This window comes from Psychrobacter aquimaris (assembly GCF_016107525.1).
Lineage (GTDB): Bacteria > Pseudomonadota > Gammaproteobacteria > Pseudomonadales > Moraxellaceae > Psychrobacter > Psychrobacter aquimaris.
In genome coordinates this window covers 137,881-154,733 of record NZ_JABASR010000003.1, presented here as the reverse complement: position 1 = coordinate 154,733, position 16,853 = coordinate 137,881, and the positions used below count along the sequence as shown (strand labels likewise).

Here is a 16,853-nt window from a genome sequence, read left to right as displayed (position 1 = left end):
GTTTATATTCATATTGCTTAGTTTTCTCACAAAGAGTCGCACTTATCCTTGTGCTAATAAATATCAGCAGCTAGCTATTATTTATCAATATGACTAATAGTCGTAGGTTTAAACCTGACTAATTGGTCAACTATCTAAGGGTATAGTGAAAGGGTTGGTTATTGCAATGTTTTTTTTCATGTTGATGGCTTTATCTTTCAAATAATAACGGTCTATTAGAAGAACATAGCGCAGCAGATTTGGTTTGATAGCTATTTCTATTTATCTAAAAACAGCAAGTAATAAAACAGAATAAGCCAGCTAGATTTAGAGCTATTTTTCAATATTAAGCTTCTCGCATTAATTATTGCCAAATTGTTAATACTTCGTTATTATGCCCCTCGTTATTTAAATGCTAACAATTATCATTAGTATTGTTATTCGTATAAAATTTTAGGCTTTGTCAAGACTCTAATCGTCTAAAAAATGGTTTTCAATAATAAGCTGTTATCAAAAGCAAATAGCTCTTAAAAATTCTAATTTTTGATAGTCAATAAAGTGAGTGTGTTATGCGTGAAGTAAAGTTATCAAAACTATCTGGTCAAATGACGGTATTGTCCATGGGCGTGGCAGCGGTATTATGGTCACAAGCGGCTAGTGCTGCGCCTGCAGAAGACATGCCAAGCACCACGTTGCAGACTATTACGGTGACAGCCAATGGCTCAATACGTGATAAGGTGCAAACAGATTCTGTTTACATAGATGACTATACACCTGCCGCACAAGCAAGCCACTTAAGCGATTTTTTAGACGTCATACCAGGGGTTAGTGTCGGTGGCACATCCTCTGTCAATCAGCGTGTACGAGTACGTGGACTAGATGATACCAACCTAAAAGTCACGATTGATGGGGCGCGTCAAGAAGGCGCTTTGTTTTATCACATGGGCGACGTTACGATCGACCCAGATTTGTTAAAACAAGTCGAGGTTGCGGTTGGTAATAATTCGGTGACGCTGGGTAACGACGCAATCGGCGGCGCAGTTGCTTTTGAAACCGTTGATGCAGCAGATTTGCTCAAACCAGGTCAAAAAATCGGTGCCAAACTGCATGCAGGTTATGGCAGCAACAATGATGAATTATTAACCTCAGCCACGGTTTATGGCGCACCGACAGAAAACGTTGATTTACTAGCGTATTATGGCAAGCGTGATGCGAATGCGGGCGAAGATGGTAAGGGTCGTGAGATTCAAACCCAAGATAGCAAAGGCGAAAATATCTTATTAAAAGCGAGCGCTTATATTACTGACGACCATCATGTAGGCGCTAGCTTTAGCCGTACTGAAAACAAAGGCAAGTTCCCACTACGTCCAGACTTTCCAGCAACCCCAGGTCCTGATAGCTGGAACCCAATCATTCCACAGGAAGTAAAACGCGATACTTATGTGCTTGATTATACTTATAACCCAAGTAACCGCTTAATCGATGTTGATAGCAACGTTTATCAATCCGAAACACAAATCTTACGTAACTCTGATGGCGAGCCTGGCTTTGAGTTTGATGCACAGGTGAAAACTACGGGTGCTAAAGTTCAAAATACCAGCGTGATTGATAGCAGCATCGTCGAGGGCATTACAGGCACGCATAAGCTTATCGCTGGCGTTGAGCATTACAAAAAAGAGTCCGAGATGTCACGAGACTTCGCCAAAGCGAGTAGGGATGAGGCGACCAATACATCAGTATATCTAGAAGACCAATGGCAAATGGGTAAGTTGACCCTAACGCCAGGCGTTCGCTATGACCGTTATGAATCGCCAGAGTTCGTTTCTGCTGGAAAAACGTATGATAACGTCGTTGGTGCATTGGCTGCCAGCTATGAAATTGCACCACGTACGCAAGTATTTGCCAGTTATACGCAGTTGTTCAATGGCCCAGATCTAAGCCAAGCCATCTTTAATGCTGACGGCAAAGACACTTTTGTGAATAGCAATCTAAAAGCAGAAGAAGGTGACAATGCCGAAGTCGGTATCACTACGACTTTACGCGATCTGACGACCAGCAATGATGCGCTACAACTGAGTGCCAAATACTTCGAAACCAATATCGAAAACTATATTGAGTTTGTACGCGCAGGTGGTAGTAGAGTTGGTTTAGATTGTGCCACAGGAGAGTTGGGCGGCAGCTGTCAGGGTGTGATTAACAAAGACGAAGATTATAAAATCAAAGGCGTCGAGCTAGCAGCGGATTATAAAGCAGATAACTTTAGCATGGGTTTAAGCTATGCACGCGCCCGCAGTAAAGGCGAAGAAACCGGCTATAACATTTCTTCAGTGAGCGGTAGTAGCTCTGAGTCAGGTGATAAGTACATGGTCAACCTTGGTTATGCCCCAACAGAGACTACCGAGCTTGGCTGGCGCAGTACTTATGTTGCTTCAGTCATGCCTAACACTGGTGGCGATGACGTTAAAAAACCAAACTACGACGTTCATGATATCTATATGAGCTATACACCGACTCAAGTTGAAGGCTTAAAAGCCACACTTGGAGTATATAACCTATTTGATGAAACCTATGCCAGTCATGCCTCACGTAACAATGCTTTAGATGACAATTACACGGATTTTGAAATGGGACGTAACATCAAAACGTCTTTAACTTACCAGTTCTAATCTTATTGTCACCTGATGATAGATGAAAGGGCCAGCTGTCTGTATAGGATAGCTGGCTTTTTTATGGTCAGTAAATAGTGAAGTATGTGCTAGCAATCATAATTTTTTTAAATACCAATAACCAATGAATAAACAATCAAGACTAATGACTTCATTTCCCCTTACGTTGCGTCAGAGCTGTTTATGGATTCATCGTTATACTGGGCTTGCGATGGCCGCCTTTTTGATCATTGCTGGTATCACGGGCACACTATTGGCGTTTCATGATGAGCTGGATGATGTGTTCAATCATAGGTTGGCAAGTATTGAGGCGCAACATAAGCCGCCACTACCGATCGCCACACTTCATGATGCTGTTATCAGCGCCTATCCACAGTATCAATTTTCTAGTATGCCAACGTCAGTAGAGCCTAACAAGTCAGCAGTTTTTTCGGTAGATAGAACGCGAGGTCAGGCAGCAGATAATTCTCCTAACGCCCCGTTCCAAGAGGTGTATGTCGATCCCTTTACTAGTGAAATCATCGGTACACGTGATAAAGAGGAGTGGGCATGGCGCAATACGATGTACAAGGTATTCTGGTTGCACCGAGATTTATTGCTGGGTGATATCGGTAAATTAATACTGGGTATTGTGTCCTTAATTTGGACGATTAACTGTTTTATCGGATTTTATTTAACATTTCCAAGAGCGGTTATTACCAATAAATCTCAGCAAGCAGCATTGAGAAAACCATCTGGTAAACCCCGCGCTTCATTTTTTAAGCGCTGGCTACCTGCTTGGAAAATCCGTCGTAAAACCAATGCTTTTAAACTCAATTATGACTTGCATCATGCATTTGGCTTATGGCTGTGGTTGATGCTGTTTGTCATTGCGTGGTCGAGTGTCGGTTTTAATTTAAAATCGGTATATCAGCCTGTGATGCAAGCAATGGTGGGTCTTGAAGGTAGAGAAAGTAAAGGAGATAAACAAAAGAAGCCTGCGATGAATACGGAATCTATTAATGATGAAGCGACTACTATTGGCACTAATATGAACAGTACTAATAAGGTAGACAAGGCTAATAGTATTGCTTATTTAAGCAGGGAGGCAGAGATAGCCGCGCAAAAAAATGGCGTCAACGTACAGCAGCTATTGGGCATACGCTGGGTAGAAGAGGATAATCAATGGCAAATGCGCTTTAAAACCAATCAAGATATCGGCAAAAAAGGCGGTGCTTCCTCTATCACGGTTGATGCCCAAAGTGGTCGTGTTGCGCGTGTCAACTTTGGTTATCAAAGCTCATTTGGTAATCAAGCTGACCAATGGATGGCAACGCTACACATGGGACATATCGGCCATGGCATAGGTCATTTGTTGTATCAGATGTTTTTAGCATTGACTGGGTTAGCCGTGGTGGTCTTGTCTGGCACAGGTGTGTATTTATGGGTTAAAGGACGTCAAAGTCGATTAAAAGCCGCACAAAAATTGAAGTGATGTGGATGGCAGTCTAGTGCAGGTAAAGAGTGACGGTATAAAACGACCGTCACTTTAAAAGCAGATATGTGAAAGAGAGGTATTTAGAGGACGGTTATTTAAAAAACGGTTGCTAAAAAACGGCCTTTAAACCGTATCGATAATCACTGGGCGACCTTGATGACTGAGCACGGTAACATCGACGTTATACAGATCTTTCATAGTTTCTTGGGTGATGACCTCTGCAGGTTGGCCGACAGCCGTCACCTGACCTTCTTTCATGGTGACCACTGTATCGGCAAATTGTGCGGCTTGATTGATATCGTGCAGCACGATGACCACGGTTTTTTGCTGAGTATGGCTTAACTCGCGCAGCTCACGCATTAGGCGACCAGCATGGTACATATCCAAATTATTCAGCGGCTCATCGAGCAATAAATACGGCGTATCTTGGCAAACAATCATCGCAATTAACACCCGCTGACGCTGACCACCTGATAGTGTCGATAAAAAACGCTCGGCTAATGGTGCAAGCTCAAAGCGTTCGATAATTTCTTGAACTTTTTGCTGATCGTCGGCAGTTGGTTGCCCTTGATGATAAGGGTAGCGCCCAAACATCAGCAGCTCATGCACGCGCAGTCGGCCTTGCACTTGATTGTCTTGTCCAAGCATCGCAACAGTTTTGGACAAGGTTCGCGCATGACAGCTAACAATATCATGCTCGCCGAAACTGACCTGTCCCGACTGTAGCGGTTGCAAGCGTGCCATGACCGAAAATAAGGTAGATTTACCCGCGCCATTGGGACCAATCAAGGCAATCACTTGTGCGCTTGGTAATGACAATGTAATGTCATGAAGAATTTGCTGTTTGCCAATATGGTGCGAGATATTATTGAGTTTAATCATAATGGTTCTTATTTTTACAAAGGATCTAATTTTTTACTACTATATCAATGGTTTTTAGATGATTGGCTACTAGATCAATGACTATTAAATAAGTGCGGTATTAACGACGCTGAGTCATAAAAATCAATATTAAGAATACCAAGCCACCAGCCAATTCAATCACCACCGATAGTACCCCTGCCATGCCCAATAGTTGCTCAAATATCGTCTGACCGAGTACCAAGCAAATCATCGCCACCAAACTGACCAATATCAGGCGCTCGCTGTGATACATATGGCGAGCGATACGATTGGTTAGCGCACAAACTAATAAGCCAAAGAAGGTCACTGGACCGACCAAGGCAGTTGCCGTGGCGACCAATACCGCAATGACGGTTAATAACCCAAATGCCAGACGTTGATAGTTGATGCCAAGGTTAATGGCTTGTGATTTGCCAAGCATCAATACGTCACATTGATAACGCCAGCGCCAGATAAATAGTGCGCTAATGGCACAGATAAAAATGCTGATACCAAGTAGCTGTGGATTGACCGTATTGAATTGCGCGTAACTGGCAGATTGCACGACGACGAAATCATCAGGATTGATCAATCTGGCAATCAGGGCTGATAAGCTACGAAACAATACCCCAAAGATAACGCCCACCAATATCAGTCGCGTCAAATCCTGACTGCTTTTTGAAAACAGTAGTCGAAATAATAGTAAAGAGGCGCCGAACATTAAAACAATTTCAAGGGTGAATTTGGCAAGAGGATTGATACTGGTAAAACTTATTGCGCCCAAAAAGAAGACCAACAGGCTTTGTAATAAAACATATAGCGAGTCAAAACCCAACAGTGATGGCGTCAGGATAGGGTTGTGCGTCAAAGTCTGAAACAATAAAGTCGATACACCAATCGCATAACCGACGACCATTAACGCCAGTAACTTCTTACCTCGCAGCGGTAGCGCAAAGTCCCAATGTCCGTTGACGTTGACTGTCAAAAATAGGATTGTCGAGATCAGCAATATAATCGCTGCCATCGATTTTGGATGACGGGCTATCAATGCCCAAAATTTTGCTAGCTGACTCTGAATAGCAGAGGTGGAATATGGACTATCTATCGCTGTGCTAGTTTTCGTAGCACCAGTCTTTGTGGAAGTAAGCTTAGACGGTGAAAGCATGCGTAAATCCTATAGTGCTAGGCTTATCTAATCAGAAAAAAAACAATAAAAGAAAGAGAAGCGGCAAAGAGGCTTATTGAGTCTTCATTAATACACAGTTTTATGGCGAGCTGTTTTATTGCTCAGCAGGCGCACGTAATAGCAGCCATAAAAACAGTACCGTACCGACCACCCCAAAAACTGTCGCAACAGGGATTTCAAATGGATAGCGTATCGAGCGGCCAATAATATCGCACAATAGCACCGCTGAAGCGCCCAATAATGCGACCGCTGGTAAGCTACGGCGCAATTTATCCCCCATCAATCGGCTAACAATATTAGGCACGACCAAACCAACAAAAGGAATCATCCCAACGGTGACAACGACAACCGCACTCATCATCGCCACCATGCCAACGCCAATCCACGTCACTTGTCGTTTGCTGATGCCTAAATTGAGCGCGATATTGTCACCCAAACCGACGATGGTCAGCTTATCAGCAATGATATACGCCAGCACGCACAGTCCACCTGTCAGCCACAACAGCTCATAACGACCTGCTAATACAGCGGAGAAATCACCAAACTGCCAAACGCTGAGCATCTGTAAGGTCTCAGTTTGATAGGCGATAAACGTCGTCACCGCCTCAATGATACCGCCGAAGACGATACCAATCAGTGGGATCATCAAAAAATCCGTCGGCGGAATGCGGTGAATCAGTAGCATAAAGAGCATCATGCCAAATACCGCTGCGATGGTAGCCACACCCATTTTTACTATGAGCGCACTGGCTGGAAATAGCAGGCTAACCACCAATAATCCCAGTGCGGCGCTTTGAGTTGCACCGACCATTGATGGTTCAACGAAGCGGTTTTTGAGCACCACTTGAATAATCATCCCAGCGACTGCCATGGCGATACCCGTCAAGATAATAGCGACAGTACGTGGTAGGCGACTGACCAGTAGCAGTGAGCTATCGGAGTTGGCACTATGGTTGATAAGGCTATGAAAGATACCTGACCACGAAAAATCAGCGACACCAATTGATAAGCTTAATAACACCAAAAGCCCCATAACAATAAGACTTCCCGTGTTAATGACCCACGGCGCTATAGGTGCACGGCTATTTTTAGCGCTCAGATCATGGCTTGCGCTTTTTTGCCAGCTTGTTGATGCGGCTGGTAAAGTAGGACGGGCTTTGACGCTGGTCTGCGCACGAGAGGAAAATAACGACATAGCAGCTACTGACTTAAAGTGAGGGTTGGCAACTGACAGTCATGACAGTTGCCTAAAAATGAATGATGCTTGTTTAGCATATTACTTATTTAACGCATTATTTATTTAGCGTTAGCAAAAGCCTCTTTAATGGTCGTTAAATCCTGCATCCACTGATAATAACCGCCAAAAGCAAGATATGAGTCTGGGCTAAGGTAAACCACTTGGTTCTTACTCCAAGCGTTGGTTTGTGCGACCAATGGATTGTCCAATACGGCTTTGGCACCAGCACCATCTGCACCAATGGCTGCACTGCGATCGATGACGAATAGCCAGTCTGGATTGGTTTTTTGTAGGTATTCAAATGAGATTGGCTGACCGTGGCTCGAGTCGGCGATTTGGTCATCTGCCATTGGAATATCAAGCACGGTATGGATAAAACCGAAGCGTGATTGGTCGCCGTAGGCAGACAGCTTATTGCCATTGACCATGACCATTAAGCCCTTACCTTTATCCTTGGTTAATGTTTTAGTCTCATCAATGAGCCCGTCGATATTGCCTTGCAGTTTTGCTGCCTGAGCACTTTTACCGAACAATGCACCCAAATCATGCAAACGCTGCTTACTAGATTCATAGATATTTGCAGTATCAATCGACATATCAAGCGTTGGCGCAATACTGGACAGCGCATCATATTTTTCTGCCATGCGTCCACCGATCAAGATAGCTTGCGGCTGCATCGCGTTCAACGCTTCAAGATCTGGCTCAAATATGGTGCCGACTGTTTTTGGTTCAGGCTGTGTCTTAGACTGTAAATTTTCTAATTTTAGACTACCTGGCATGCCATCGATAGCAACATCAAGCGCGGCCAAATCCTGCATCAAAGTCATATCATAGACCACCAACGGCGATGGATTCATTGCCAAATCGACATTGCCTTTTACTGTGTCGACCGTGACTTTCTCAACAGAGACAGCATCGTTATTGGCGACATTCGAGGCATTATCTGCCGTTTTATTTTCAGTTTTAGCATCCGCAGGCTCAGAGTCGTTAGACTCAGGTGAGCTGCAACCTGTCACACTGATAGTAGCAACCAGTGCGGTCATCATGGCAGTCAGTAAAGAGCGTTTGAAAAAAGGAGCAGGGCGGTTAGGCAATAAAGTAATAGACATAAATAACTCTGTATATCAGTTGGTTGGGCAAAGTATGTATAAAATAATTGACCATATAAAAATAAAAAGAGCTTGCATGGTGTGATGCTTCACACCATGCAATGCTCGACGTGATTACTTTTAACGTTAAGGTTCTTTTATTGGTTGTTTTTACGCTTAGGTATTAAGACGTTTAACACGCCCTAATATCTTGTAACCTTATAAGATGAATAATCGATCAGGGGCTATGATAGATTAATTGAGACTCATTATCAATACAAATGATAATGATTTTTATTACGACACTGTTTTCACAAGTTGTTACCGCCTTAACTCAATAAGTCTGAGCGATATTCGAGAAAGGCTGATTGAATGGCTAAGTAGGTTTTGCTTTTTAAATAACGGTAAATGATTGACTTATCATTTGCCTGCTAAGCAAAATTATTATAAATTTATTATTGATAATAATTATCGTTTGCATTATTATCTACGCCATTCTACCTCGGTTAATTAATATTAGGGTGTTATGAGTTCAACGGATTTAGACGCGCCATCACGCAAACTGATACTCACGGCTATTATGATAGTTGTGGGCTTGCACATGCTGACGGCAGTCGCATTGGTGGCGATCAAGACGCCTGAGATAAAAGTTGAACCAAAAAAAGACACGCCACCTATCGAGATAGAGTTTATATCATTACCAGCAGAAACTGCGGCACCTATAGCAGAAGTAAAAACAGTCGCTAAAGAGGAACCGAGACCTCCAGTTGAAGAGCAACAATTACCGAAACCTAAAGCCGTAGTACAGCCTAAGCCAAAAACGCCCACAAAGCCAGTAGTGGCAGAAGCGAAAATTCAGCCTAAAGCAGCACCTAAAGTACCAGTGAAAAAACAAGAGACCGAAGATAAACCAAAAGAGACACTGGTCGATCCTAAAATTGCTGAAACTGTCGCAAATGAGCAACGTGAACTCATTGCGGCAAGAGCTGAAAGAGCTGCTCAAAAAACTCAGGCGCAAGCTGCTCGCGACGCACAAGCGACTCGTGATGCACAGGCGCAAGCTGCCCGTGATGCTCAAGCTGCACGTGAAGCCAAAGCTGCTAAAGTTGCCGCAGAGGAAAAAGCTGCAAAAGAAGCTGCTGCTCGTGCACAGGCGGATGCTGAGGCAAAAGAAGCCGCTGCTCTTGCAAAAGCACAGGCCGCCGTCAGTAATGCTCCTGTGAATTTCACAGTCACTAATGCCAATTGGGCGTCACGACCGAATTTTAGTTTTCCGGCTAGTGCTGCACGCAGAGCTAGGTCAGGTGATAAGTTGACTGTTGTTTTAGTGTTCCGAGTAAATAAGCAGGGCGGAATTGATAACGTACGTGTTGCTCAATCTTCTGGTAATAAATTATTAGACGAAGCTGCGAAAAAACAAGCTAGCTCTGGTAAGTTTAAGCCCTTTACCGAAGCTGGTGTGCCAGTGGTAGGCAATGCGACCTTGCCGATCGAATATATGGTTCCTTAAACATAAATATTCTGACTCAACATGTATATATAAATATTAATATCCTCGCTGTCATATGCATAGATTTATTAGCCGCAGCGATACTAGATAATGAAACAATACTCTAAGGAGTCTGACATGGACTTTATGCAATACTGGCAAATCAGCGACATGGTGACAAAAACTTTGTTCTTTTTGTTGCTTGCTTTATCTATACTTTCTTGGGTGACTGGCATTATTCGTGTGCTACAAAGCCGCAAATTGGCCGCCAATGTTGCAGATGATTTGAGTCAACAGATTCAAGTAAAACAGGGTGAGATGATAGCAGCAGATGCCTCTACTCGCCGTTTGGTTACTGAGCAGATTTTGCTCAAGCATATTGGTCGTTACCGTTTTGCCAGCGAGCGCGGTTTACCTATTCTTGGGACGACAGCAGCAATTGCGCCATTTATTGGTTTGTTTGGGACGGTATGGGGTATTTTCCATGCGCTGCATAATATTGGTGTGAGTGGTCAAGCGGGTTTGGGACAAGTGGCAGGGCCAGTCGGTGAGGCACTTATCATGACAGGGCTGGGTATTGCCGTGGCGATTCCAGCCGTGGTGTTTTATAACCTTGCAGTGCGTATCAATCGCCGTGTGATGTATCACGCCAACGATAGAGCGCATGACCTATTGGCACGTTCTGCCGAGATGGTCGTTACCCAGCAGCCGTTAACAGACAGCAAAGCAACCGTTGCCCAAGATCCGTTAGCAAAGGGTATGCACTCAAACACAGCAGATGCTCAGAAAGCGACTCATTATCATAGTTCAGCAGCATCGTCGCAGCCTTAACGATTATCCACTGATGAGACAGTCCGTTGGCGATAGCCAAGCGAGCTGTATTGCGAATAACCAAATGTATTGAGAGTGATTATGGCATTTCAATTGGGTGATGATGATAGTCAAAGCATGAGTGAGATGAACCTGATTCCGCTTATCGACATCATGCTGGTATTAATGATTATATTTTTGTTGACGGCGACCGTACTGAATCCGACAGTGCCATTGGAATTGCCGAAGACCAGCGCTGCGTTGAATGAGGCGCCACCAGAGGCTATTCAAATTAGCATCGATAAAGATGCAGGGATATTTTGGGACAGCGACGCGATTAGTATGGAGGAGCTAGAGGCACGGTTACAACAGCAAAGTGCGGGAGGTAAAGACCCTTCTGTACAATTGCGTGCTGACAAAGACAGTAAGTACGACACTGTCGCTCAAGTACTAGCGGCTGCCAGTCAAGCAGGACTTACGAAGATAGCTTTTGTTAATGAGTAGCTTTTACTAATGAGAGCACGCCCTAATTAACAGCTGTCTTTAATGACAGTCCTATCCTCTATAGCAGTAAGTCTGCCAGCAAAACCAATAAGCTTATTAAGAGAAAAATTGCTAAGATAATAAGAAGAACAATTAAAATAATAAACTTTTTCTCCTGCCTCGCTTGGGTATCCTTGCGAGGTTTCCTTTATTGTAAATCGTGTCTTTATTTCCAAGCAATTTTTTGTTCTAAAGCTCTGTTATTCTAAAGTGCGGCTATTGTAAAGTACTGTTAGCTTGTAGCAAGTTCAACATCTACCAGCCATAGCCAAAGGGGGGATAGCCGTAACCGAAGCGCCCAGGCCCATAGCCAAACGGATAAGGCGAACGTAGATAATCGAGATCACGTTGGCGGATATAGTAGTAACGTCCTTGGGAGTAAGCTTCTTCTAGCTTTTCGATGCCTTCGAGCGGACAAACAGGCTGCCAGTCATAGCCTTCACGACCAAGTTTATAAGCATTGAGCTCGGTGCAGTAGCTTTTGAGACCTTGCTGTCGCCCTTGCTCCCATTGTATGCGGTTGGGCATGGGACCACCTACCTTTGCGCAGCTATCAGCATAATGACCAAAATAAGCACCTGAACGCCCTTGCAAGCCATCAGCATAGCCGACTTCTTGCCAATTGCTTTCCTGACATTGCTGCGGGGTGAGACTTTGCGTCGTTGCACAGCCTGATAAGGTCAATAAGGCAGCGCCTACTAGCGAGAGGGTAATCCCAGTTTTACTCATGAGTTTATGGACGCATTTACTCGCTGGTGAAGCGGTCGATGAGTTTCGCTTAAGAAGATAATTCATAATAAACCTGCGCGCGTTTAAAATTATGGTTTATCATAGCACTTTTTGACGCTGACAACTTTTTGTATCTTGTTATTATGCTGGTTTTTATTCGAGCTAAGTGTTTGATCTGTTAGCACATATAGCTGAATCATCAAGATTCGAAAGCGTGAGTGGTTAATGGTTGTCAACTTAGCATGCTTGATTTTTAATGGTTCGTGCTCATTATAAGCATCTATATAGTAGCCAGTATTCAGACAATCATTTGTTAAACAGTCGCTTGTCAGGATGCTACTGGTTAGAAAATTACTGGTTAAAAGTTACGGTTCAAACAATCAACGATTACTTTTTTATAGTTAACTAGGCAATCGCTATCTTTATTGTAGCGTGTTGTATAAATAGTGGCAGTTTTATTTTTTAGTCGCATTTTCATTTATCCAAAAGGCCGGACCATCATGGGAACATTCGTTGGCGTTATCATTGTACTATTTGTATTAGGGAGTATGATGGCGCTCAAACCTAACGGTATCGATCAGCGTTTGGATAAGCTGCGCATGACCGCGCGTCGTTTGCAATTGAATCCAAAGCTGGTGAGTTGTCCTGATTGGATCAAAGGTAAAGACAACGAATATGGGCGTGGAATGTTAGGTCAATACTGTTTAGTGTTAGATGATGTGCAGCTGCCGCACACGCGCTATCAAGTGATTGATGGGCAATGGCGACCAGATAGTAGTTTTGTCGATACCACCAGAGATGATGTTAAGCTCACGATTCCAAGCGCCATTCGTGCTAATAACAGCACTAATAATACGATTATCAAGAAGACCAATTTTAGCTTGGATAAAGCACCGCTAGATTTGCCAGTCAGTATTGAGCCATTTGTCAAAGGTTTGCTGACTAAGGCCAATAGTATCGTGATTTATTGGGAAGATATCGCTTATGTGCGTCCTTCATCCAATCCCGCCTATCAGCAAAAATTGATTGAAGCAGATTTGTTGGTGCTCAAAAAACAGCTTGAACAATGGGCGTCAGAGATGCAAAAGCGCCTATAAAAATAGCTACAAGGTAGAAAATAATTTTTTAATCTCCATTAATAAGCAATATGCAAGAACTTTTGGCAAACTCTCAGTCATTTACAGTTGACAGTGTAACGCTTAGCAGTGTAACGTCTTTATAACTGACTCTTTATCTTATGGTTATTGTTTGTTTTATAAACGTTTTTTTAAGCAGCTATTACTATAATGATTCACCGCGCTACTATAACTCACAATTATAAATTGCCATGCTGCTGTATTTATTCTTACTTTTAATTTACTCATATAATAATGGTGTCGTCACATATGGCAAAAACCGCAACCAAAAAAAGTCCAGCACCGACTGCTGGCAATCCCGAAGGCAGTCCAAAGGGCAAGTCTTTGGTGATTGTAGAATCACCTGCCAAGGCAAAAACAATCAATAAATACCTTGGCGATGACTTTATCGTACGCTCCAGTATTGGTCATGTCCGTGATCTACCGGTTGGCGCAAGCAAAAGTGCAAAAAAACCAACAACGACTAAAAAAGATGACAGTCTAAGCAAAGAAGAAAAAACCCAGCAAGCATTGGTACGGCGCATGGGCATCGATCCAGAACATGACTGGGCAGCAGTTTATGAAGTATTGCCAAATAAAACCAAAGTGATTAAAGAGCTGAAAGCTTTAGCCAAAGACGCTGACAAAATCTATCTGGCAACGGATATGGATAGAGAAGGGGAAGCGATTGCGTGGCATCTTAAAGAAGTCATCGGTGGCGCAGACAGTAAATATGAGCGTGTGGTTTTTAACGAGATTACCAAATCGGCTATTCAAAATGCCTTTAAGCAGCCCTCCAAACTTGATATCGATCGTGTCAATGCCCAACAAGCGCGGCGCTTTTTAGACCGTGTCGTTGGCTTTATGGTATCGCCGCTGCTGTGGCAAAAAGTCGCTCGCGGTCTGTCTGCAGGTCGCGTCCAGTCCGTTGCTATGCGTTTGGTCGTAGAAAGAGAACATGAAATTCGCGCCTTTATCCCAGAAGAGTATTGGCAGATTCATGCTGATACTCACGTTGCCAGTAGCAAAAAGGACGCTGAGCAAATTGCGATTCGCTTAGAAGCGACCAAGCAAGGCGGCAAGACGCTTAAGCTGGTAAATAAAGAACAGACAGATAAAGTTTTAGAAGTTCTTAACTCAAGTGACTTTATCGTCAAAGAGCGTGAAGAGAAGCCAACGCAATCGCGTCCGAGTGCGCCATTTATCACCTCGACATTGCAGCAAGCAGCCAGCACGCGACTGGGCTTTTCAGTTAAAAAGACCATGATTTTGGCACAGCGCTTATACGAAGCGGGTCACATTACTTATATGCGTACCGACTCGACTTTCTTATCTGGTGATGCACTTGCTGCCGTACGTGGCTATATCGAAGACAGCTATGGCGCAAAATACGTGCCAGAAAAGCCTAACTTCTATGGTAATAAACAAGGTGCACAAGAAGCGCATGAGGCGATTCGTCCTTCTAACGTCAATATGAAATCAACGCAGCTTAAAGGGGTTGAGCGTGATGCAATCCGCCTGTACGAGCTGATTTGGCGTCAGTTTGTCGCTTGTCAGATGCTGCCAGCAAAATATCTGTCAGTGAATCTATTCGTAGGTGCTAATGATGTTGAGCTAAAAGCCCGCGGTCGTACGTTAGTATTTGATGGTTATACTAAGGTTATGCCGCCGGCAAAAACTGACGATACCTTGTTACCGGATGTGAAAAAAGGCGATCAATTAATACTAGATAAGCTCGATCCGAGTCAGCATTTCACCAAGCCGCCTCCGCGCTATACCGAGGCAAGTTTGGTTAAAGAGCTTGAGAAAAAAGGCATCGGTCGTCCATCGACTTACGCTTCTATCATCTCGACCATTCAAGATCGTGGCTATGTGAAGCTTGAGAACAAGCGCCTGTTTGCTGAAAAAATGGGTGATATTGTCACCGACAGACTGACTGCAAGCTTTCCTGATTTGATGGATTATACCTTTACCGCCGCGCTAGAAGACAAGCTTGACCATGTGGCAGAAGGCGATACAGATTGGAAAGATGTCCTCGATAATTTCTATGGCGACTTCAAAACGACGCTTGATCGTGCCAAAGAAAAAGATGGTATGCGCCCAAATGATCCAACTGACGTGCCCGACGTGCATTGCGATCTTTGCGATCGTCCAATGCAACTGCGTACTGGCTCAACAGGCGTATTCTTAGGTTGTACTGGCTATAATTTGCCGCCAAAAGAGCGCTGCAAAGGTACTAAGAACTTAATGCCAGTTGAGGCTTTTGCCAATCTTGATGAAAGCGATGCCGCCGATGAAGCGGCAGAAGTTAAAGATTTGATGGAGAAAAAGCGTTGTCCGAAATGCAGCACTGCCATGAACGGTTATATCGTCGATGGTGGTCTCAAGCTACATATTTGTGGTAATAATCCCGATTGTGACGGCTATATCTTAGAAGAAGGGAAGTTTGAAGTACCGGGTTCAGATGCCCCAACCATCGACTGTAATAAATGCGATGGGCAAATGGAGCTAAAGACGGGGCGTTTTGGTCCTTACTTCGCTTGTCAGCAATGTGATAACACGCGTAAAGTGTTAAAAACGGGTGAAGCAGCACCGCCGCGCATGGATCCTATTCATCTGCCAGAGCTGAAATCAACCAAGCACGATGATTACTTTATCTTGCGTGAAGGGGCGGCTGGGATGTTCTTGGCGGCGTCTAAATTCCCGAAAGTACGCGAGACACGTGCACCAAAGCTGGCTGAGCTCCGCGAAATCAAAGATAAAATGGAAGATAAATTCCAGTATCTGTTTGAAGGTCCAGATGAAGATCCAGATGGCAATCCAACCATTCTACGCTGGTCACGTAAGAAGAAAGAGCAGTATATTGGCTCTGAGAAAAATGGTAAGGCCACGCGTTGGGGTGTATATTGGCGTAACGGCGAGTGGGTAGAGGAGTAAGTCTCCTTTGCTTTTTATATTGGTGATTGATTGTTAATATATGAACTTCTGTATCACCAATATTGTTTTAAGCTATAAATTTTTAAACAATAAAAAACCTCTTAGAATCTAAGAGGTTTTTTTGTGCTATCAAGAATAGCTAAATTCAGATGATATTAGTTCTTTTCGATGATACCGCAGGCAACTCGATCGCCTGCATTACCAGCTGGTTGGCTAGTATAGTCGTCAACACCGCCATGCACGATAAAGGCGAGACGATTAACACTATATTTACCTGCATCAGCGACAGAGATTTTCTTATTCACATAGTTAATAGTAGCCACGCCATCTGCATTGGCGGTCAGGTTCGGCAAATCGCCAGCATGACCGTTCATATCATCAGGATTAGAGTGAGGCTTATTGTCTGGATTAAAGTGACCACCTGCTGCTTTACCCATATCAGCACAGCTGCCTGTTTCATGGATATGGAGTGATACCGTCTTGCCCGGTTGCAAATTCATTAGCTTACCGTAAACTTGCACACCGCCATCGACTGGACGTAAAAATATTTGTCCTACTTCCATCTTTTTACCATCGACCGAATGGATAGTGGATTTTAGGGCGGGTTGGCTAAGAGGATTACCAGTTTGCATTTGACCTTCTACTGTCTGACAGCCTGTCATCGCTAACGCTGAACCACATAGTAAAGTGCCTGCAAGTATCATCTTATTCATTA

The 16,853-nt window shown here is 43.7% G+C and carries 13 protein-coding genes; 7 read left to right on the top strand and 6 right to left on the bottom strand.

The window, feature by feature from the left end:
• Positions 1–548: 548 nt before the first annotated feature.
• Positions 549–2,645, top strand: a complete 2,097-nt coding sequence (locus JFC10_RS03940; RefSeq protein ID WP_198331758.1) for a TonB-dependent receptor domain-containing protein — start codon at positions 549–551, stop codon at positions 2,643–2,645.
• A gap of 145 nt (positions 2,646–2,790) precedes the next feature.
• Entirely contained in the window at positions 2,791–4,119 is a 1,329-nt protein-coding gene (locus JFC10_RS03935; protein WP_198331757.1) for a PepSY-associated TM helix domain-containing protein, read from the top strand.
• 126 nt (positions 4,120–4,245) lie between these two features.
• Here the strand turns inward: JFC10_RS03935 and JFC10_RS03930 are convergent, their stop codons facing one another.
• From JFC10_RS03930 to JFC10_RS03915, 4 genes are all read right to left on the bottom strand, one after another.
• Positions 4,246–5,004, bottom strand: a complete 759-nt coding sequence (locus JFC10_RS03930; protein ID WP_198331756.1) for an iron ABC transporter ATP-binding protein — start codon at positions 5,002–5,004, stop codon at positions 4,246–4,248.
• A gap of 100 nt (positions 5,005–5,104) precedes the next feature.
• Complete coding sequence (locus JFC10_RS03925; RefSeq protein ID WP_198331755.1) at positions 5,105–6,169, bottom strand: iron chelate uptake ABC transporter family permease subunit; 1,065 nt, start codon at positions 6,167–6,169, stop codon at positions 5,105–5,107.
• A gap of 115 nt (positions 6,170–6,284) precedes the next feature.
• On the bottom strand, positions 6,285–7,385 hold the full coding sequence (locus tag JFC10_RS03920) for an ABC transporter permease (RefSeq protein WP_265089976.1): 1,101 nt from the start codon (positions 7,383–7,385) through the stop codon (positions 6,285–6,287).
• Between the two features lie 101 nt (positions 7,386–7,486).
• On the bottom strand, positions 7,487–8,536 hold the full coding sequence (locus JFC10_RS03915) for a siderophore ABC transporter substrate-binding protein (protein ID WP_198331754.1): 1,050 nt from the start codon (positions 8,534–8,536) through the stop codon (positions 7,487–7,489).
• A 505-nt stretch (positions 8,537–9,041) separates the two neighbouring features.
• Here JFC10_RS03915 and JFC10_RS03910 point away from each other — a divergent pair.
• The 3 genes from JFC10_RS03910 (at position 9,042) to JFC10_RS03900 (ending at position 11,318) form a co-directional block, all read left to right on the top strand.
• On the top strand, positions 9,042–10,025 hold the full coding sequence (locus JFC10_RS03910) for an energy transducer TonB (protein WP_198331753.1): 984 nt from the start codon (positions 9,042–9,044) through the stop codon (positions 10,023–10,025).
• Between the two features lie 117 nt (positions 10,026–10,142).
• Positions 10,143–10,835: a MotA/TolQ/ExbB proton channel family protein gene (locus JFC10_RS03905; RefSeq protein WP_198331752.1), complete on the top strand. Its 693-nt coding sequence runs from the start codon at positions 10,143–10,145 to the stop codon at positions 10,833–10,835.
• 81 nt (positions 10,836–10,916) lie between these two features.
• Positions 10,917–11,318 carry an ExbD/TolR family protein gene (locus tag JFC10_RS03900; RefSeq protein ID WP_045444454.1) on the top strand — a complete coding sequence of 134 codons (402 nt, stop codon included), beginning with the start codon at positions 10,917–10,919 and terminating at the stop codon, positions 11,316–11,318.
• 294 nt (positions 11,319–11,612) lie between these two features.
• Here JFC10_RS03900 and JFC10_RS03895 read toward each other — a convergent pair whose 3' ends face one another.
• The gene (locus JFC10_RS03895) at positions 11,613–12,152 is read right to left on the bottom strand and encodes a DUF2799 domain-containing protein (RefSeq protein ID WP_227685921.1); all 540 of its coding nucleotides are present in this window, start codon (positions 12,150–12,152) and stop codon (positions 11,613–11,615) included.
• A 434-nt stretch (positions 12,153–12,586) separates the two neighbouring features.
• On the opposite strand from JFC10_RS03895, the gene JFC10_RS03890 reads away from it, so the two are divergent.
• Together JFC10_RS03890 and topA are read left to right on the top strand one after the other, a co-directional pair.
• Positions 12,587–13,183: a hypothetical protein gene (locus tag JFC10_RS03890; protein WP_198331751.1), complete on the top strand. Its 597-nt coding sequence runs from the start codon at positions 12,587–12,589 to the stop codon at positions 13,181–13,183.
• Positions 13,184–13,471: 288 nt separating this feature from the next.
• Complete coding sequence (gene topA / locus JFC10_RS03885) at positions 13,472–16,138, top strand: type I DNA topoisomerase (protein ID WP_406947320.1); 2,667 nt, start codon at positions 13,472–13,474, stop codon at positions 16,136–16,138.
• Between the two features lie 155 nt (positions 16,139–16,293).
• Here topA and JFC10_RS03880 read toward each other — a convergent pair whose 3' ends face one another.
• Complete coding sequence (locus JFC10_RS03880) at positions 16,294–16,851, bottom strand: superoxide dismutase family protein (protein ID WP_198331749.1); 558 nt, start codon at positions 16,849–16,851, stop codon at positions 16,294–16,296.
• Positions 16,852–16,853: the final 2 nt, after the last annotated feature.